The 17,147-nt window shown below is 62.6% G+C and carries 19 protein-coding genes; 7 read left to right on the top strand and 12 right to left on the bottom strand.

The window, feature by feature from the left end; translation table 11 throughout:
* Positions 1–39: 39 nt before the first annotated feature.
* From SM755_RS13565 to SM755_RS13550, 4 genes are all read right to left on the bottom strand, one after another.
* Positions 40–1,080, bottom strand: a complete 1,041-nt coding sequence (locus SM755_RS13565; RefSeq protein ID WP_323173119.1) for a dipeptide epimerase — start codon at positions 1,078–1,080, stop codon at positions 40–42.
* Positions 1,077–2,090, bottom strand: coding sequence for a DUF1611 domain-containing protein (locus tag SM755_RS13560; RefSeq protein ID WP_323173118.1), 1,014 nt, complete (start codon positions 2,088–2,090; stop codon positions 1,077–1,079). The genes SM755_RS13565 and SM755_RS13560 overlap by 4 nt, the downstream gene beginning before the upstream one ends.
* Before the next feature lie 61 nt (positions 2,091–2,151).
* A complete protein-coding gene (locus tag SM755_RS13555; RefSeq protein WP_323173117.1) occupies positions 2,152–3,090 on the bottom strand; it encodes a Vms1/Ankzf1 family peptidyl-tRNA hydrolase in 939 nt (312 codons plus the stop codon).
* An 84-nt stretch (positions 3,091–3,174) separates the two neighbouring features.
* Positions 3,175–3,597 carry a DUF5802 family protein gene (locus SM755_RS13550; RefSeq protein WP_323173235.1) on the bottom strand — a complete coding sequence of 141 codons (423 nt, stop codon included), beginning with the start codon at positions 3,595–3,597 and terminating at the stop codon, positions 3,175–3,177.
* Between the two features lie 156 nt (positions 3,598–3,753).
* Here SM755_RS13550 and SM755_RS13545 point away from each other — a divergent pair, with 156 nt between their 5' ends.
* The gene (locus SM755_RS13545; protein WP_323173116.1) at positions 3,754–4,176 is read left to right on the top strand and encodes an ester cyclase; all 423 of its coding nucleotides are present in this window, start codon (positions 3,754–3,756) and stop codon (positions 4,174–4,176) included.
* A gap of 121 nt (positions 4,177–4,297) precedes the next feature.
* Here SM755_RS13545 and SM755_RS13540 read toward each other — a convergent pair whose 3' ends face one another.
* The 3 genes from SM755_RS13540 to SM755_RS13530 all read right to left on the bottom strand — a co-directional run bounded on the left by SM755_RS13540 (position 4,298) and on the right by SM755_RS13530 (position 7,230).
* Positions 4,298–5,356 (bottom strand): hypothetical protein, encoded by a 1,059-nt coding sequence (locus SM755_RS13540; RefSeq protein WP_323173234.1) that lies wholly within the window; start codon positions 5,354–5,356, stop codon positions 4,298–4,300.
* 148 nt (positions 5,357–5,504) lie between these two features.
* A complete protein-coding gene (locus SM755_RS13535) occupies positions 5,505–6,071 on the bottom strand; it encodes an HPP family protein (RefSeq protein WP_323173115.1) in 567 nt (188 codons plus the stop codon).
* 73 nt (positions 6,072–6,144) lie between these two features.
* Positions 6,145–7,230, bottom strand: a complete 1,086-nt coding sequence (locus tag SM755_RS13530) for a hypothetical protein (protein WP_323173114.1) — start codon at positions 7,228–7,230, stop codon at positions 6,145–6,147.
* Between the two features lie 364 nt (positions 7,231–7,594).
* Between SM755_RS13530 and SM755_RS13525 the strand changes: the two genes are divergently transcribed.
* The gene (locus SM755_RS13525; protein ID WP_323173113.1) at positions 7,595–8,161 is read left to right on the top strand and encodes an FxLYD domain-containing protein; all 567 of its coding nucleotides are present in this window, start codon (positions 7,595–7,597) and stop codon (positions 8,159–8,161) included.
* Positions 8,162–8,240: 79 nt separating this feature from the next.
* Here SM755_RS13525 and SM755_RS13520 read toward each other — a convergent pair whose 3' ends face one another.
* Positions 8,241–9,122 (bottom strand): PspA/IM30 family protein, encoded by an 882-nt coding sequence (locus SM755_RS13520; protein WP_323173112.1) that lies wholly within the window; start codon positions 9,120–9,122, stop codon positions 8,241–8,243.
* A gap of 119 nt (positions 9,123–9,241) precedes the next feature.
* Between SM755_RS13520 and SM755_RS13515 the strand changes: the two genes are divergently transcribed.
* The 4 genes from SM755_RS13515 to SM755_RS13500 all read left to right on the top strand — a co-directional run bounded on the left by SM755_RS13515 (position 9,242) and on the right by SM755_RS13500 (position 11,447).
* Positions 9,242–9,862, top strand: a complete 621-nt coding sequence (locus SM755_RS13515) for a CocE/NonD family hydrolase (protein ID WP_323173233.1) — start codon at positions 9,242–9,244, stop codon at positions 9,860–9,862.
* Between the two features lie 198 nt (positions 9,863–10,060).
* Positions 10,061–10,384, top strand: a complete 324-nt coding sequence (locus SM755_RS13510) for an FRG domain-containing protein (protein WP_323173232.1) — start codon at positions 10,061–10,063, stop codon at positions 10,382–10,384.
* Positions 10,385–10,522: 138 nt separating this feature from the next.
* Positions 10,523–10,924 (top strand): hypothetical protein, encoded by a 402-nt coding sequence (locus tag SM755_RS13505; protein ID WP_323173111.1) that lies wholly within the window; start codon positions 10,523–10,525, stop codon positions 10,922–10,924.
* Positions 10,925–11,051: 127 nt separating this feature from the next.
* Complete coding sequence (locus SM755_RS13500) at positions 11,052–11,447, top strand: hypothetical protein (RefSeq protein WP_323173110.1); 396 nt, start codon at positions 11,052–11,054, stop codon at positions 11,445–11,447.
* A 123-nt stretch (positions 11,448–11,570) separates the two neighbouring features.
* Here SM755_RS13500 and SM755_RS13495 read toward each other — a convergent pair whose 3' ends face one another.
* The 3 genes from SM755_RS13495 to SM755_RS13485 form a co-directional block, all read right to left on the bottom strand.
* Positions 11,571–13,454, bottom strand: a complete 1,884-nt coding sequence (locus SM755_RS13495) for an ATP-binding protein (protein WP_323173109.1) — start codon at positions 13,452–13,454, stop codon at positions 11,571–11,573.
* A 52-nt stretch (positions 13,455–13,506) separates the two neighbouring features.
* Entirely contained in the window at positions 13,507–14,268 is a 762-nt protein-coding gene (locus SM755_RS13490; protein ID WP_323173108.1) for a hypothetical protein, read from the bottom strand.
* A gap of 97 nt (positions 14,269–14,365) precedes the next feature.
* Positions 14,366–15,046: a hypothetical protein gene (locus SM755_RS13485; RefSeq protein ID WP_323173107.1), complete on the bottom strand. Its 681-nt coding sequence runs from the start codon at positions 15,044–15,046 to the stop codon at positions 14,366–14,368.
* Between the two features lie 325 nt (positions 15,047–15,371).
* Here SM755_RS13485 and SM755_RS13480 point away from each other — a divergent pair, with 325 nt between their 5' ends.
* Positions 15,372–15,716, top strand: coding sequence for a hypothetical protein (locus SM755_RS13480; protein ID WP_323173106.1), 345 nt, complete (start codon positions 15,372–15,374; stop codon positions 15,714–15,716).
* Positions 15,717–15,851: 135 nt separating this feature from the next.
* Here SM755_RS13480 and SM755_RS13475 read toward each other — a convergent pair whose 3' ends face one another.
* Positions 15,852–17,126, bottom strand: coding sequence for a DNA double-strand break repair nuclease NurA (locus tag SM755_RS13475; protein WP_323173105.1), 1,275 nt, complete (start codon positions 17,124–17,126; stop codon positions 15,852–15,854).
* Between the last annotated feature and the right edge of the window lie 21 nt (positions 17,127–17,147).

The following is a 17,147-nucleotide window of genomic DNA, read 5'->3' as shown; positions in this document are numbered from 1 at the left end:
ACTCGTGGCCGTGGATAAGCGAGAGTGGTTAGAGGGGTGCTATTCGATTCGCGCACCCGTTCCCGGCCGCTCGAGTTCGGCGAGTGCCAGCCGGCCGTTCGGCATCGGGACGCCGTCGTAGGGGTCCGCATCGAGCAGGAGCGAGCCGTCGAGGTCGACGTAATCGAGCAGCGGCGCGAGGTGGCAGGCGGCCGCGATCGAGGCGTTGGACTCGTTCATGCAGCCACACATCACCTGCAGTCCGTGAGCGCGGGCGGCGTGGATGATCCGTTTGGCCTCCCGGAGGCCACCGCACTTCATGAGTTTCAGGTTCGCGATGTCGTAGCGGTCCGCGATCCGCGGAATATCGTCGACCGTGATACAGGATTCGTCGGCCGCGATCGGCAGCGCCGCGTTCTCGTAGACGAACCGCTGGCCCGCCGAGTTCTCCGCGGGGATCGGCTGCTCGACGAACGCGAGGTCGAACTCGGCGAGCCGATCGATCTTCGAGACCGCCTCGCGGGGCGTCCAGGCCTCGTTGGCGTCGACGAAGAGTCGAACGTCGGGTGCGACCTCCCGGATCGTCCGAATACTCTCGATATCACGGTCCGTGCCGAGTTTGACCTTCAGTGTGCCGTAGCCGCGTTCGAGGGCGGTTTCGGTCTTCTCGCGCATCGTCTCGACGTCGTCGATACCGATCGTGTAGGAGGTTTCGAGGGTCTCCCGCGGGTCGAGTCCCCAGTAGCGATACAGCGGGACGTCGAGTTGCGTCGCCGCGAGGTCGTGCACCGCGATGCTGACCGCACAGCGGGCAGCCGGGTTGCGCTCGACGGTTTCGCGCAGCCGGCGCTCGATGCGCGCGAGCTGGTGGGGGTCGTCCACGTCCTCGACGACTGCGAGCAGATCGGGCAGGACCGCTTCGACCGTCGCGGCGGTCTCGCCGTAGTGAGACGACGGGCCGGCACCGCCGATGCCGACGTTCCCCTCGTCGTCCTCGATGTGGACCGTCACGACCTCGGTCTCGGTCGTCGTCCCCCGCGAGATCGTAAACGGGAACTCGAGCGGCAGCGACCGGCGTTGAAACGAGGTCTCGAGCGTCATAGCAGGCTCTCGAGCACGTCGTCGGTGTCCTCGCGGATCACGTCCGTCGCAGGAGCACCGAGTTCAGTTGCGAACTCGTCGATCGCCTGCGCCGCGGCGTCGTCCTCGAGTCCGGCCGTGTTGAGCGCGCCGGCGACGACATCGGCGTCGGAGACGGGCGCGGCGAGGCTTTCGTAGAGATCGACGTAGGTCTGAATCGAGGGCAGCGAGAACGACTCGTAGCCGTGGATAACCTCTTTGCCGGCGGTGTGACAGAGGACGAGTTCGTCCGGCATCGAGCCGTGCAGGATGCCGCAGGTGACCGCCGAGTAGGCGGGGTGGACGATGCTCCCCTGGCCCTCGACGAAGAGGTAGTCGTGCTCGTCGCCCTTCTCACGGATCATCTCCTCGACTGCGCCGGCGGTGAAGTCCGAGACGACCCGGTCGATCGGGTTCCCCCAGCCCTCGATCATGATCCCGGTCTGGCCCGTCGGAATCACGGCGGCGTCGTGGCCGGCCGCGCGGGCGTCGCGGGCGAGTTCCATCGTCGTCGTCATCTTCCCGACCGAGCAGTCGGTGCCGACGGTCAGGATGACCTCGGCGTCGACTTCGCCGGCGAGGCCCTCGCTTACCGTCAGGTCCTCGGGCGGCTTGCGAACGTCCCGCAACTCGCCGCCGTGTTCGGCCGCCAGCCGACTGAGCTCGTCGTCGTCTTCGAGGAAGTGGTGCAGACCCGAGATCACGTCACAGCCGCGTTCGAGGGCGACGCGGATGTCTTCGCGCCAACTGTCTTCGAGTCCGCCGCCGATGGGGGCGATGCCGATGATCAGGGCGTCGAGGTCGTCGGCGAGGGCGTCCATGCCGGCGACGATGGGGGCGTCCTGAACGTCGGGGACGTAGTCGTTGACCTGCCCGCCTGCGGTTTCCCGGTCGAGGACGGCGGCGACGTCGTAATCGGCGTACCGGAGGATGCCGAGTGCGGTTTTGGCGCGGTCGGGAAACTGCTCGTGTGCGAGGATTGCGACGCGCATATCGAGGAATGTCCGAGGGGGCACTTAACGATAGAGTTCGGCGAGGGGAGTGCCAGTTTGGCTACAGGACGAACAGTGTCGTTGTCCAGAAGGTGCCGTAGGCGTCCTCGAGAGCTGATTTCGGATCGCCGGTCGCATCAACCGCTTCGGTTGCCGCCGGCTCGACGGCCGTCTCCTCGGCGAGCGTCTCGATGACGCCGCGTTGCCCGGTGAGAAAGAGGCGATCGATCTCGGTGTCGTCGTACACGTCGGTCAGCGTTTCCCGGCATCGGTCGAGGTGGGCGTCGATCTGATCGTCGCGAATCCGTTCGAAGCGCGCCTGGGAAAACCCGCCCTTGGAGTGGCTGCCCTTCACGTCGCTCTCGAAGCCCCGGTATTCGATGCGATCGTCGTCCTCGTAGACGCCGACTGCAAACAGGTCGGCCCTGACGACCGCGAGCGCGTCGCGTCCCGTCGGCAGGAACCACTCGCGATCGAGCGCGAACCGGTCCGTCCACCCCGCGGGCACGTCGCCCTCGTCCGGAAGGACCGGCGGATCGAGCGCGACGGAGACGAGGCCGGCGTCGTCGACACAGAGCAGGCAGGGCGCAGCGGCGTCGACGAGGGCCGCCCGGTCGCCGAGCACGGCCGCGAGTTCGTCGTCCGGAGCGAACTCGTCGGACCCGGATTCCACGACCGTTGTCACCGCTCCCTCCGGTCCCGTCCGAACCGACCGGAGCCTGTCGAGCACGTCGGCGAGGCGGCCACCGCGAAGCGTCTCGCGCCGCCTGAACGCGAGCGAGTCGTCCTCGTCGGTATCGATGCGCTCGAGTTCGCCTTCCAGTTGGGCGATTCGATCCTCGAGCCGGTTGACTCGCTCCTCGGCGTCCTGTCTGGCGGTCGTGGCCTCGGCTCGGCGGTCGGTTTCGGCCTCGTAGCGCGCCTGTAGCCGCTCGGTTTCGTCCTCGAGTTCGGCGATGCGCTCCTTGAGCGACGCGCGTCCGAGCAACTCATCGAGCATCTGACCGAACAGGTGCGACGAATGTACTTCTAGCTCCCGGTCTCCGTTCGCGTTGGGACCGTCAGCGGCTCCGATCGCGATCGCTCACATGCCCGCGTTCCTGAACTCGTCATCGTCGGCGGGGGTGTCGTCGCCATCGGTAGCCCGTGCCCAGGATACGGACGGGTCCCAGCCGTCGACGAACGAGAGTAACTGCGAGGCGCACTCGCGACGGGCGAGCAGGACCTCGCGCAGGGATGGCGGGTTTCGAACATCCATGCCGTCGAGGAGCGTTTCGGGCAGCGCGAGCGTGTTCGTCGGGACGGCACTGTCGCCGTGGACCGAGAAGTGCTGCGAGTCGAGTTTCATCACGAGCGGCGTTTCGAGCGATTCGATCCCCTCTCCGGTCGCGTACACCGCCTCGTTGATCCGCTCGTGTTGTTCGCTGTCCATTAGCGCGCGGTCGGCATCGGTCGGAGTCACGTAGAGTCGGCCGAGGTAGTAGCTTCGGGAGAACTCCTCGAACATGCTAGTTATACCCATGTTCCAGAGTACCATAACTATTGGCGAACACCCTTATACCGCACCGCAATCAGGGACGATGTCGATCGCAAGCGGATGGGTATCCGCCGCCGTATCGACGGGGGGTGGAACCTATTTGGCCGTGGCCGATGACCGTCACTTATGTCCGCAGACAACGAGTACAAGGCGATCGCAAAGCGGTACGTCAATGTCGTCTGGAACGATGGAAACGTCGATGCGATGGACGACGTGCTCACCGACCAGCAAGTGTACCACGATCCGACGGGGTCCGGCGAGGAACCGCTCTCCGAGTTCAAGTCGTTCGTTTCGAACTACCACGAGACGTTTCCGGACCTGCATTTCGAGGTCGAACACTACATGCGGGACGCGGACTACGTCGCGTTCTGGGGACGAATAACGGGGACCCACGAGGGGCCGTTCATGGGCATCGAGCCGACGGGCGAATCCGTCGATATCATGAGTATCCACGTCGTTCGCATCGCGGACGGAAAAATTGCGGAACGGTGGGCGAACGTGGATCTCTTCGGGCTCCTCCAACAGATCGGACACGATCCGCTGGCCTGAGGCGGTCTGGTGTACCGATTACCGATCGTCCGGTACACTCGCGGACGGTCGCGGCTGCGCCGGCACTGCTCCACAGCAGTTCGACTGAGGCGGGCTGACGACAATCGGCGCGGTATCGACCTTAGCCGAGATCCTCGTCCCGCTCGCTTTCGCGCAGGATGAACGGCCCCATCGCGAGCGTTCGCTTCGCGACCGTCACGATCCGGAGGATGTACGTCGTGAACAACACGAACGGAGAAAGCCCGACGACGAACCCCATGCTGGAGACCCAGACGAGATTATCGATGCCGAGTGTCACTCCGGGAAATGAACTCGCATCGACGTACATGAGCAGGGCACCCATGACTGTGAGCGCCGAAATTGCGACATAGAGGAGTACTCGCGAGAGGTTGATCAGTTCCCACTGGAAGTAAAGCGTCTTGAAGTGCTCCCGGGCCGGTGCAAAGAGTCGCAGCGTCGAAATCACGTCTTCGAGATTCTCCTCTGCCTCGTCCGAGAGCGAGTCCGCGTGGTCGACCTGAATCGAGCGAGCGTCATAGATTTTTCGCGAGTAATTATACTGCAGTGCGCCCCAGAGCACCTCGAACGTGCCGAACTGAGCGTCTTCGAGATTGTCCTTGACAGTCTCGGCGTTCTGACGAATGTCGTTCGTGTACTCATCGACGGTCGACCGCAGCTCCTCGTCCCGACTCTCCGAGACGGCCGACTCGAGTTCACCGGCGCGTTCTTGCACGCCGTCGACAAGTTCGTAGAGGAAGGCACCGGGTTCCGGCGGGCTGATGTCCTCGCTGATGGTGTCTTCGGTGTCCTCGCGGAAGGTAGTCGCTTCCTCCATCCGGCTGCGCTGGCTGCCGATCGCACCGAGTTCCTGTGAGAGCACGAGTTGGTTGATCGTAACGACGATGGACGTGCCGGTGATGATCGCACCGATGAACGACGAGAAGATGAAGGCGATACTGCCCTGCGTATCGACGATCCATCGGTGGGGAGCAAAGCCGAGTTGACTGGTGCCGATCAGGATGACGAAAATCAGTACGAGAATCGCGCCGGTCAGAGCGAGTCGATTGACCCGAAGTAAGAGCCACATCCGGAATCCGCCGAGTCTATCACCCCCGTTCTCGTCGGTGATCGAGGGACCATCCGAGGCCTCATCTGTCGCATCCGAACTCGCGGTGTGCATCGACTGTGATGGAGCGACCACGCGGGTGGATAAAAGCCATTGGTTGGAAGACGACGGGTGACGGGTGGTTACAACGGGTGGACGACAGCTGACCGGTAGCGGCTGATAACTAGTGGCCGGGAACTGGTGATCGGTGGAGCCGTTTCTGTCAACGAGGGGCTTCCGGTTCGACCCCATAGAGATCCTGCACACGGTCGACGATTGTATTGTGGAAGCCGACGAGCAGTGCAACTGCGAGGACGATAATGACGACCTCGAGCAGCGTCGACATGAGCCCGAGGGCGACGATCAGGGTCGTCGCGCAGGCGGCAGGATGGTTCGTGTCGGACCAGAGCATGCCGATCGTCGTGAGAAACATCGAGACGATACCGCTGATAACGAGTCGACCGACCTCGGGCGAGAAGGGCTGGGCCTGTTGGAAGGCGTCGACGACGACGACACCGTTTGCGAACAGGACGTAGGAGAGCAACCCGCAGACGGCGGCAACGGCGTGCCCGCCGATCACGTGATACGGTCCTTCTGCACGGTCTTTCTCGCCCGTCGCGAGGAGGTACGCGGAGGGACCGAGACTCGGAAAGAGAAACGGCTGGCCGGAGACCCACGCGAGCGCGCCGAGAAAGAGAAAGTGAAGCGTGACGTTGGTTCCGGCGCTCAGGTCATCGCGGACGTTGATCGACTCGCTGGTGGTGACACGGAGCTTGTTCCAGAACCCCATCGATTGTGGGTAATCACAACCGGTCACATAAACACCGGGCCGGACTGACCAACTGACCGATCCCGGGACCGATCTACTCCAGCGTATCGGTATCCGAATCTGCAAACGGTCCCTCATCAGGATCTTTCTGTGGCATCATCGGACCGACCGATGCGGTCCGGCGCGTGACGGCCGCCGTCCGGAGGATGTACGATGCCAACAGCGCAAGCGGCGAGAGAACGATCGTTATGAGCACACAGACGATGTACGGCAAGACAGCGATCGTCACGTTCGCGCCGGTGATATCCGCATAGAGAAACCCGATCAGCAGCGACGATATGATCGCCGGAACGCCGGTAAGGATCGTCAACTGTGAAAACCGCGTCAACTCACGCTGCAGGTATGTCGTCTTGAAATGCTCCCGGACGGTCGAAAACAACACCAGATCATTGATCAGCGAATCGAGCGCATCGCTGCCTTCCGCCGGCAACGAGTCGCCGTAGCGCCCGCGTATCTGGCGCGCGACGTACAGTTGCCAGGGAGCATCGTACTCGATCGCCGCCGAGAGTGCCCCGAAGGTATCGAGTTGGGAACGCTCTAGGGTCTCGTCCATCCGTTGGCTGCTCTCGGAGGTGTCGGTTGCAAACTGGGTGATCAAACGCCTCGACACGTCGCCCTGACCGCCGGCTTGCGTCTCGTCAGCGCCCGACTCCGGATCAACGGCCTCGGAAAGCGCAACTGCGCTCCCGTGAATCGACTCCGCGAGCAACTCGAGCAACCGCGTCGGCGACGCCGGAGCAGCCGGGACGGCAGCGGTCTCCGCAATCTCGTCGCGAAACGAGAGGACGTCCTCGAGTTGATCGTGCGCGCTCGCCGCCGAGACGAACTCCTGTGAAAGGATCAACTGGTTGATCGAGACGACGAGCGTAACGAGCGAAAACGTCCCCGCAATCATCCCGCTTGCGACCCGCGTCACCGAATTGGCGTTCGTAAACGAAATCAGCCCCACCTCGTACAACCCTACGAACAGCACGAAGACACCGACGGAGATGAGTGCAGCAACCGCCAGTCGATCACCCTCGACCACCAGCCATTCCCGAACCCGCATCAGCGAGTTCGGCTGCTGATCCGTATCGGACCGGTACGACTCGACCGTCTCGTTCGCCTCCGGAGCTGCCATACCACATCGCTCGACGGATATGACAATAAGAACTCACGTTGCATATCCCGTTGCTGCCCCGTTACTGGCGGGCGCGTACGTCGTTCGAGATGCCGGACGGATACGGAACGAGTGACGGGATAGCCAGGCACTGCAAGACACCAAGAAACAGGGAGCGAAAGACAAGACCGCAAGGAACCCAGAAACGAGTTCACACCCACCACGAACCAACCACCCATCACGAACCAGTAGCAGCGACGGTTCAGGGCCCACACTGAAATATATCGGCGGTGATGTCGGAACCAGACATGCCCGGGTACGGTCACGACGAACAGCTGGCAAACCACCGGTTTCGACGGAGGAACACACGGAGGACCACAACTCGATGACCCGACCACCGAACTCGTCTCACGGGTCGTCCCACTCCGCGCGGCCGGATGGAACTCGGCGAGACGGGCGGTACCGTCGACGCTTTCTTGCGTCACTGGGCCTCGGAGCCACCGCAGCACTCGCCGGTTGTACGAGCGGCGAATCCACTCTCGGCGTCGAAACCGGGCCGAGCTACGAACGGGGACAGATCGACCCACCCAGCGACGCCGGGAATCGGTCGGCTGAACAGTTGACCGCCGCAGCAGCCCTCGCAGAACAGGAACCACAGGAAGGCGTCACACCGCTCAACCGCCTCGAGATCACGACCCACGAGTTCACGTTCGAAAGCGGATTCAAGGGATCGACGATTCAGGGAACGATCGAGAATACGGGGTCGGAGCGGGTTCGGCGTGCGGAGGTGCGCGTTCGGGTGTACAACGAGATGGGAGAGCAACTGGGCCGCTATCTGTCGACGAACGGTGATCTCGACAGCGGTGACGTGTGGGCGTTTACGGTGGTCATCCTCAAGTCGCCGTCCGTCCTCGACGAATACGATATTACGGTGCTCGGAACGCCGTCGTAGGTACGCTGTGCGGACGGTAGCGGTTCGGTGCGAGAAGTGTGTAGTGGTGTAGTGGTGTAGTGGCGTGAACCGTCCGGCGTTAGGCGTTTTCCTCGTCCTGTAGCTCCGCGAGTTCGGAGTCGATTTCGGCGTCGTCGATATCAGAGTCGACATCGACATCAGCGTCGTTCGCGGGTTCGGGTTCTGCTTCGGGTTCGCTACCGGTCTCGGCTTCAGCCTCGGATTCGGACTCGGTTGCAGCCTCTGTCTCCGTTGCACTCTCGCCCTCGCCCATCTCGGACTTGAGCGTATCGAGTTCGGCCTCGACGCCGCTGCCCGTCGAGAGATCCTCGAGTTCGCGGTCGATCTGGTCCTTGTCGGACAGCACGTCGTCGAACGCACCCGTTTCGTGGAGTTCGTCGAGAGCGGCTGAACGGGCCTCCATGTCTTCGGTCTGCTCCTCGGCGCGCTCGATGGCGCGGCCGACATCCTCGAACTCCTCGCCGGTTGCGGTCATCGCCTCGGAGACGGTCGAACTCGCTTCCGCGGCCTCGTATCGGGCCTTCATGGTCTCCTTCTTGGTGCGGAACTCTTCGATACGGGTCTGGAGCTCGTTCTTCTGGTCGATCAGGCTGTCCTGTTGGCTCTGGAGCTCCGAGACTTGCCGTTCCAGATCCTCGATCTGGTTCATCTTCGTCTTCTTCTTCTCGAGTGCGCGTCGAGCCAGGTCCTCCCGGTCCTGGCGGACCGCCGTGCGAGCCTGGTCGTTGTGTTTCTCGACGTTTTCCTCGAGTCGGCGCTTTTGCATCTCGAGGCGCTTTTTCTGGGTGGTAAGATCGGCGATACCGCGTTTGACCTCCTGCAGCTGGTCGCGCATCTGCTCGTAGGAGTAATCGAGGGTTTCGGTCGGGTCCTCTGTACGGTTGAGCAGAGAGTTGATTTTCGACCGGATGACGTAGGAGGTCCGAGAGAGGATGCCCATACTCGTACCTAACGCTCGTCACCCTTAAAAACATCACATCAACGACAGACGACGTGAGAATCGACGGACGATCGGCGTTGCTCGCCGTTTTGATTACGTCCCAGTCCAAACGGATGGGTATGACCGACGTACTCGTTCCGGGCGGTCGCGACGTACGCGCTACGCTTACGGAACCGGACGCTGAGACGGATGCCATCGTCGTCGCTTGCCCGCCCCATCCCCAGCAGGGCGGCTCGCGAACCGATAGCCGACTCGTCGCCGTCGCGGATCGACTCCGCGAAAACGCGGTCGCCTGCCTGCGCTTTGACTACGGGGAATGGGACGAGGGATACGGCGAGCGCGAGGACGTACGAAACGCGATCCGGTGGGCCACGGAGCGCTACGACCGCGTCGGCCTCTTCGGCTACAGTTTCGGCGCGTCGCTGGCCCTGCTCGCGGCTGCCGATGTCGATCCCGCTCCCGACGCCGTCGCCGTTCTCGCCCCCGCAGCGCGGCTCGCGAACGACCTCGACGCGGCTGCGGCGCTCAGGTCTCTCTCGAGTGAGACGCCCGTCCGCATTCTCTACGGGGAACGGGACACGACCGTCGACTGGGAGCCGGTGGTCGAACGCGCTCACGAGCGCGGCGACGAGGTCACCGGGCTGCCGGCAGACCACTTCTTCCTCGGGAAACGCGAGGCCATCGCCGAGGCGGCCGCGGGGTTCTTCGAGGGCGAACTGCTCGAGTCGGGGTCACAGTAGCTCGAGACGGCCGAACAGCTCGAAGCGGAACGGAGGGTCGCTGCGAATCGATCGACAACGGGGGCGCGCTGCGCACCGGGCGTTCGATATTTTTGCAGCGCCGTTATTTCCGCGATGGCGCTAGGGTCGAGAATGCTGAACCGGCCTCTCGAGGAGTCCCATTGGACCGCTCACAGCGACCGATGACCGACGACACGGATACCCAGTCGATCGTCCGCGCCGAATCGTGGTCGAAGCTACAGGAGCTGGTCACCGCGGAGATGTGGATACCCGACATCTCCCGGTATCGCTCGCCGTACGTCTTCCGGGGAGCCTCACGTCGATCACCCCCTCGAGACATCGATCAACCGCTTCGTCGTCGAGTCCGGAAAGTGGAACCTCGAGCCGCTCTTGCTTCGGAATTTCGCCCAGTACGCGGCCGACGAGATCGACGAGATCGACGAGTCGCAGTCGATCTGGCACCTGCTCTCGATCGCCCAACACTACGGGCTGCCGACGCGGCTGCTCGACTGGTCGTTCTAGCCACTCGTCGCGGCCTACTTCGCGACGCGAACCGGTGACACCGACCACGACGGAGCGATCTGGGCCGTCGACTACCGACAGCTACACGCCGACCTGCCCGACTTCTACCAGTCGGTCCTCGAGATGACGGAGACCCACATGCTCGACACGCATCTCCTCTCGAACGTGACGCTGGACAACGAACCGCGCGAGTCCGGCCCCGACGACGCCGGATCCGGCCTGACTCGAACCCTCGACGACGTCACCCGCATCGACGAACTCTGGCAGGAGTTGTGGGCACCCGACGAGGGCTTCGAAGACGAGTACGTTGTCTTCTTCCGGCCGCCGCCGATCGACGACCGGATCGCCAACCAGTTGGCCGTCTTCTCGTTCCAGTCCGATCCGCGGCTACTCCTCGATCGGTGGCTCGAAGACCACCTCGATTGCTACCGGAAGATCGTCATCCCGGGCGAGCGCAAACTCGAGTTTCGCGACAAACTGGATCAGATGAACGTCAACCACCGAACCCAGTTCCCCGACCTCAAGGGGCTGGCAACGTAGTTGAAGCAGTACTATCAGCCCCAGTCGGGGGAGTAAACCACGGAGACAGAAATATCCAATTGCGATAGGCACTCCATTATAGACGATATCCCCCGTTTTTTCTATTCCCTCAGTAATCATAATCAATATGGGGAAAGATTCCAGACGATCCCTACCTGACAAAACAGAAGCACTTGGGTTAATTCTATGTAGTATAATAATCATCGCGCTAGCTGTTCAAGCCATTGACAATCCAATTAGCGTGCGTGGGGTAGGACAGATCGTCGGCATTAGCATGGTCTATCTTTTGGTTATCTGGTGGTTGTATGCCAAACCAGTCTCTGGCTTGACTGTCTCTGATTTATGGCTTGGGATAGGCTTATTCTTTATTTCATCTTGTATTATAATAGCAGTCCTTCTTGTTAACTCGCCAATTAAACAAGACTCCATGTTTAGTTTTGTTTCAATTTCAATAGTTATTTTATTATGGTCATTTATTATTGTCTTTCGTCCAGTGATTAGAAAATATTCTGAAAGGAGATGAATTATATACTATTAACAAATATAAAATAATATTAAAGAATCGTTCTAAATGGCTATTTTGATGGAGTCACACGATGCGGAAGTGAAAAACAACCATCGACGGACTACAAGAGTCCGTATAGACTCAGTCCCGTCCGTGACGGGTCAGGCACTTCGAGAGCCCGATCAGTTCCACGGGTTCCGAATTGTCCGGCGAGTAGACGACCATCTGTCCCTTCTCCATGTAGGGCACCTTTGATTCGAGGTTGCTCGGAATGTTCACGCTCTTGATCGCGTCCTCGTCGCCCAGGTTCAGGACGATAGTCGTGTTGATCTGCTTGAAGACCGCGTCGTGGATGTCCTGGGGGTCCTGCGTGATGAGAAAGAGTCCGAGTCGCTCCTTACGCCCCTGTTTGGCGGCCTCGGTGAACTTTTTGATGACCTTCCCCGCCTGCACCGAGTCCGCGTCGGTGAGGAAGTTGTGCGCCTCGTCCATCCCGAGGACGAGCGGCGTCTCCTTGATCCGGTCGTAGGTCGGGTCGTTCGAGAGCTTCTGGTCGATCAGCAGCGAGGATAGCGCCAGCACGATCGTCTCCGTCGCCCGGGTATCGTTGATGTGGTAGGTCGGCACCACGGTCAACCCGCCGGGGCGAACGAACTCGTGTACCAGGTCGGTGATCGGCCGCGCGTCCTGATCGAAGACGTGCCCGAAGCCGAGCACGCGCCGCCGAACCGCGTCGAAGGTCGCCTCGTGAACCCGCCCCGACTCGTCTAGCTCCTCGCGCAGCGCGGGGTCGTCGAGAAAGCGCGTGAACTCGTCGTAGGTCGCGTCGGCCCCGTACTGCTCCCGAAAACGCGGCAAGAGCACGCTGACCAGCGCGCCGTACTGATTGTCGTTCAACCCGCTGCCCGCGACCAGCCACGGGTTCTCGTGGACCATCGAAAACGGAATCGTGAACTCGACCTGCTCCGCGCGGTGGTGGCCCGCCGCGTACGATGACGAGCCCACCTTGGGGATGAACGCCGTCGTATCGTCCACCCCGCCGTAAGCGATCCCCTCCCGCTCGAGTCGGCGGGCGAACTCGTCGTCCAGATCGGGGTTGTCGTCGTGCATCTGGGCGTACTCGTCCTGGGGGTCGAACTGGACGACGGCGGGACCGACCTCGCGGCCGTCTTCCATGGGATACCGCCGCTCGTCGGCGAGGTACTGCCGGAGGACGTTCTTCGCGCCGTGGGTCTTGCCCGACCCGGTGCCGCCAGCGACGAGCGTGTGCCGGAAGACGAGCGGGTCACCGGCCTCGTAGTCGTCTTTCAGCCGGTAGTCGATCGTCGGCGGCGAGGCGGCGGTTCGGACCTTTTCGCCGCCGACCGAGAGGTGCCCGAGGAAGACGCCGTCGTCGGGCATCTTGAGGCCGGTCTTGATCGCCTCGGTGTCGTCGGCCTCCCGAATCACCGTCTGGGGTTTGGGGACGCGGTCGGTCATCCGGCGCTTGAGTTCGCCGTCATCATCGTAGAGGATGGCCACCGGCTCGAGGTTCGCGACGAACTTGTAATCGGCCTCCTCGATGCCATCCGTGCGCATCGCCCGCCGCGCGTGGATCTCCGTCGCGTCGTCGGCGTGATACTGTTGGGCGTACTCCAGGCCCGTAATGCGACAGAACAGCGTCTCGCCGGTCGACGCTCCGCGGCCGCCGTCCGGATACGGCGCGAGCAGGTAGCTCCCGATACGGATCGACGACCGGTTGCCGCGCGTGATATAGGCCCGAAGCGTCGTATCATCGTTGTCCTCGGCGATTCGCAGCCCCTGGGAGACACAGATCGCTCCGATACCGACGTCCTCGCCGCGCGGTTCGACAGCAGTCGACTCGAAGGAGTCATCAACAGTCCCGGTTCCGGCCTCGGTGGCGCCCGCAGACTCGCTCGCACGCGCCCAGTCTGCCCGCGCTGTGTCGTCCGTACCGCCGTCCGACATCCCGGAATCGCCGTCGCCGTCGGCGCTGAACTCGCCGAAATCTCCCAGATCGGTCATACTCATCCCATCTGACCGGTTCCTAAAACGCGTTTCCCTCCTCGGATGACAATCAGTCAGACCGCACGGTTCGAACAGCGAGAACGACGAGCCCGGATGCGATGACGAAGCCGACGCCGAGTGCAGGAACGGAATTCGAGAGCGCATCGAGCGGACCGGTGGTCGCGTCGGTATCCGAATTCTCGTCCGCAGTCGTCGCGTTGGCATCCGCCGACAGCGAATCCACGGGTGGATGATCGAACGACTCGAGTTCAGTCTCGCCGCCGTCGATCACGACGGTCGCCGACTCGCCGACGACCGGCATGGGCCAGTCGGTCGCGAGTTCGACCTCGCTCTCGCCGAAGGCGATCGCGGTTTCGCCGGGCGGGGCGTCCGGCGCGACCGAGACGGTCAGCGTCGCGAGCCGAGCCATTCCCGTCGCGCCGCCGGCGACCGGGTCGCGCCACTGCGTCGAGAGCGCCGTCCCCTGCTCGTGAGCGAGCGTCTGGGTCGCGTACACGTCGGTCTCCTCGTCCTGTTCGAGCCACGGCCCGCGTTCGATGTCGGTGATCTCGAGATACTCGGGATGGTACTGCGCGGCGAGGGTAACGCTGGAAGCGCCGCTGCCGTCGTGGCTCCCCTCGCCGTAGAGGACGACATCGACGGTGAACTCGTCGCCGGGCTGGGCCGTAATCGTCGCGGGGTCGGTCGAGATGATCGCGACGCGGTCGCCGGCAGCGACGGACCCAATCCCGCCGAGCGTCAGTGCGCTGACCAGCACAACGACGAATATGGCGATTCCCAGTCGTCGTGCGTGTCGGCCTGGAGGGGTCACGGACATGCGTCTCGTCGGCACCGTTCGTGGGCCATTCGTATATGATTCTCGGGAGTGGTTGAATCAGGGGAAGCGAACGCGGTAATCGGAAAACAGTCTATAGAAACGACTCCATCTCCGCCGACTGCGAAACTTGGCTTGCCTGTCGATCGTACGCGATCGCGTCGATGTCGGCGAGCGCGGGCAGATGGTTGTGGTGTAGTTCGATCGTCGCCTCGCACCGCTCCGTCGGACCGACCTCCAGCCGCGTCGCAAGCACCGTCGCGAGTTCATCGACCGAAACCGGTTCGTCCTGCGTCTCGATGAACTCGAGCAGGCGGAGTCGGACGGGGTGGACGAGCCGGTCGAGGAGGGTGGCACCGGCGTCGGTGTCGGCCTCGAGGAGCAGGGAGAGGATTGCGGGGGAAAGCGGTGGTTCGTCGATGAGTGAGATAGTGAACGCTGTAGACTCGGTGTCGGTGTCGGTATCGGTATCGCTTGCAGCGGTAGCGGCGGCCTCCCTGTCGAGTTCGACCAGGCCGTGATCAGCGAGTCGCGGCAGGTGAGCGTGAACGAGGCTGAGACGAACCTCGTGGCGGGCCTGGCCGTCCGAAGCGGATGTGTCTTCCCGTTGTAAGAGTTCCGTCGTCAGTTCGGACAGCGAGAGGAAGTGTTCGTCCATGAGAACGGAGAGAATACGGAGACGTCGAGGGTGTCGAAGTGCGTCGTAGCGTTCGTTAGGAACGGTCACTACCGGATTCCGGTCCCCTATATCTCCGAGATGAACGTCCGAACTCATTACCGAACACAACTGCTAGAGCGGGGATAAACCCGTTTCCAAAACGATTTGGTCTCGATATCTGACGGTATTCGGCGTATGGGTTTCTCCGCCGAACAGATAGTTGAGAGTCGGACGGAAAACGGATGAATAGAACGGAGTGACTCTCAAGAATGGTTGATTGTGGGTTTGGTGTGTAGGTATTAATAGCGGACTAAGATTCCAGTAGAGCCGTCGGATCTAGGTATGGGGGCGAGGATAGCCGGACCCGGTCCGGTTTCGAATCAAGTTTTTGGTTCTCGGATCGTGCACGATATTTTTGCGGCTACGGAACATAGTTGGACGTATGCTCATGGTATGCGGGTGTGCAGGAGACACCGAACTTACCGGGACGCTGTACGAACGCGGCGAGCGCGCCCCGTCCTTCGAGGGTGCGCCGAACGAGGACGCTGCATACGTTTGGGTCTGCGACGAGTTCTACGAGGTCGATAGCGGCGGAACCAGTCAACAGGTCGACGGCAGAGAGGTCAATCTCGCGTTCGAGTCGCCGATGCCGCGTGGCTTCGATACGCGAGAACAGGCTGTCGAGAACGCCCGCGAGCACGTCCGAACGCAGTTCGCCAGGATCGGCGTCGATCCGTCGACGGTCGAGTTCAACATCGAGAAAGTGGAGTTGGATACGGACCTGTAGCACGGTTTCCGCCGATGGGAATCGCGGGAGGAGGCGTTCAGGGGGCAAAGCGCACGGTGGCGGGCGAAACACAGCCGTAATACCGGACACCAATACGTGAGGTTCACAACGATTGGGTAGCGCCTCAGTAGCCGCTCAGTATTCGTCGGCCCAGCGGTGATCGTCGTACGTCCGCTTGCGGGACGTGTCGAACTGCGTCTCGAGCGTCTCTCGAAGCGATTGCTTCTCCGGCGCGCTGATCCGCGCGAGTTCGTCCGCCTTCTCGACGATGGTCGGGGGACCGTGGGCGATCGCCACGTCCTGCAGGAGCTGCATCGTCAACCGCTCGCGCGTATCCGGATCGCGCGTGAAGGCGTAGGGGGCCTCGATCCGAAAGAGGAGATCCTCGCGCGGGTCGTAGACGACGAAGAACGTGACCTCGTACTGCTCGCGGTCGAGACGGCGCTCGACGCCGAGCGCGTCGCCCTCGGCCGAGAGGGGCCGGTCGACGCCGCCCCGCGAGCGAAACCAGTTCGTGTAGGTGAGCGCGTCGGTATCTCGCTCCCAGCGCGTTCCCTCGATGTCCTCGACGAACTCGCCGCGCTCGAGCAGTTGGGTGAACAGCGCGGTGTCGTCGGCCCAGGGGACGCTCACGTCGACATCGCGTTTACCTTTCAGCGTCCGTGTGACGACCCGTGTGGCGGGGTTCTTGACGAATCCGACGAGCGGCACGCCGCGGTCGACGAACGACTCGACCAGTCGCACGTAGTTCTCGAGGACCGTCGTCGGGCGCGGGTCCTCGAGCAGGAAGTCGGCCAGGTCGGGGTGCTGGTCGGCCCAGCGGAGCAGCCCGCGCGGATAGAGCGGGCCGTCTAAGACGAGCAGGTCAGACACGTCCTCGGCGTGTGCCAGCGCGTGCTTGCTCTCGGCGAGGTAGAGCGCGAGCGCGTGGACGACGCCCTCCGCAAAGCGGGGTAGCGGCGGAATCTTCACGGCCCGACTGCGACTGTAGCCCGCGTCGAACTTGCCCCACTCCTCGTCGACGGTCATCGTCTCGTCGTTCGAGTGGACCGTCATCACCGTCGTCCGCGAGCGGTGGAGACCGAGTTCGCTCGGCGTCGTGCTCATGGCCGCCTGGGCGATGTCGATGACGAGCCCGTTTTTGAACGTCGTCGGGTTGATCGTCCCCGCGTCGAGGCCGTGCTGGGTCGGAAACTCCCGCTCTCGCAGGGCGACGGCCTCGCAGTCGACCAGCCGTCGGGACCGCTCGTCGACCGGATCGAGGATCGTCCGCCCGTCGTCGCGCAGGGGGTCGAGGAACGACTCCCAGACGGTTTCGGCGAACTCGCGGCGGTCGCGTTCGTCGGCACCGTGATCGATCCGCCTCGCGAGTTGCGCGATGCCGTCGAAGTGGACCGGATCGAGTGTCATGCCAGTTGGCTCCCGCCGAAC

It is taken from the genome of Natrialba sp. PRR66, assembly GCF_034808065.1.
GTDB classification, from domain to species: domain Archaea; phylum Halobacteriota; class Halobacteria; order Halobacteriales; family Natrialbaceae; genus Natrialba; species Natrialba aegyptia.
Note: the sequence above shows the minus strand (reverse complement) of the source record. Positions and strands in the feature narration are given on the sequence as shown.

Bases quoted from the DNA above. Each gene is read 5' to 3' on its own strand.
- SM755_RS13565 (WP_323173119.1), bottom strand. From the start codon at position 1,080: ATGACGCTCGAGACCTCGTTTCAACGCCGGTCGCTGCCGCTCGAGTTC.
- SM755_RS13560 (WP_323173118.1), bottom strand. From the start codon at position 2,090: ATGCGCGTCGCAATCCTCGCACACGAGCAGTTTCCCGACCGCGCCAAA.
- SM755_RS13555 (WP_323173117.1), bottom strand. From the start codon at position 3,090: ATGCTCGATGAGTTGCTCGGACGCGCGTCGCTCAAGGAGCGCATCGCC.
- SM755_RS13550 (WP_323173235.1), bottom strand. From the start codon at position 3,597: ATGTTCGAGGAGTTCTCCCGAAGCTACTACCTCGGCCGACTCTACGTG.
- SM755_RS13545 (WP_323173116.1), top strand. From the start codon at position 3,754: ATGTCCGCAGACAACGAGTACAAGGCGATCGCAAAGCGGTACGTCAAT.
- SM755_RS13540 (WP_323173234.1), bottom strand. From the start codon at position 5,356: ATGCACACCGCGAGTTCGGATGCGACAGATGAGGCCTCGGATGGTCCC.
- SM755_RS13535 (WP_323173115.1), bottom strand. From the start codon at position 6,071: ATGGGGTTCTGGAACAAGCTCCGTGTCACCACCAGCGAGTCGATCAAC.
- SM755_RS13530 (WP_323173114.1), bottom strand. From the start codon at position 7,230: ATGGCAGCTCCGGAGGCGAACGAGACGGTCGAGTCGTACCGGTCCGAT.
- SM755_RS13525 (WP_323173113.1), top strand. From the start codon at position 7,595: ATGACCCGACCACCGAACTCGTCTCACGGGTCGTCCCACTCCGCGCGG.
- SM755_RS13520 (WP_323173112.1), bottom strand. From the start codon at position 9,122: ATGGGCATCCTCTCTCGGACCTCCTACGTCATCCGGTCGAAAATCAAC.
- SM755_RS13515 (WP_323173233.1), top strand. From the start codon at position 9,242: ATGACCGACGTACTCGTTCCGGGCGGTCGCGACGTACGCGCTACGCTT.
- SM755_RS13505 (WP_323173111.1), top strand. From the start codon at position 10,523: ATGCTCGACACGCATCTCCTCTCGAACGTGACGCTGGACAACGAACCG.
- SM755_RS13500 (WP_323173110.1), top strand. From the start codon at position 11,052: ATGGGGAAAGATTCCAGACGATCCCTACCTGACAAAACAGAAGCACTT.
- SM755_RS13495 (WP_323173109.1), bottom strand. From the start codon at position 13,454: ATGACCGATCTGGGAGATTTCGGCGAGTTCAGCGCCGACGGCGACGGC.
- SM755_RS13485 (WP_323173107.1), bottom strand. From the start codon at position 15,046: ATGAGTTCGGACGTTCATCTCGGAGATATAGGGGACCGGAATCCGGTA.
- SM755_RS13480 (WP_323173106.1), top strand. From the start codon at position 15,372: ATGCTCATGGTATGCGGGTGTGCAGGAGACACCGAACTTACCGGGACG.
- SM755_RS13475 (WP_323173105.1), bottom strand. From the start codon at position 17,126: ATGACACTCGATCCGGTCCACTTCGACGGCATCGCGCAACTCGCGAGG.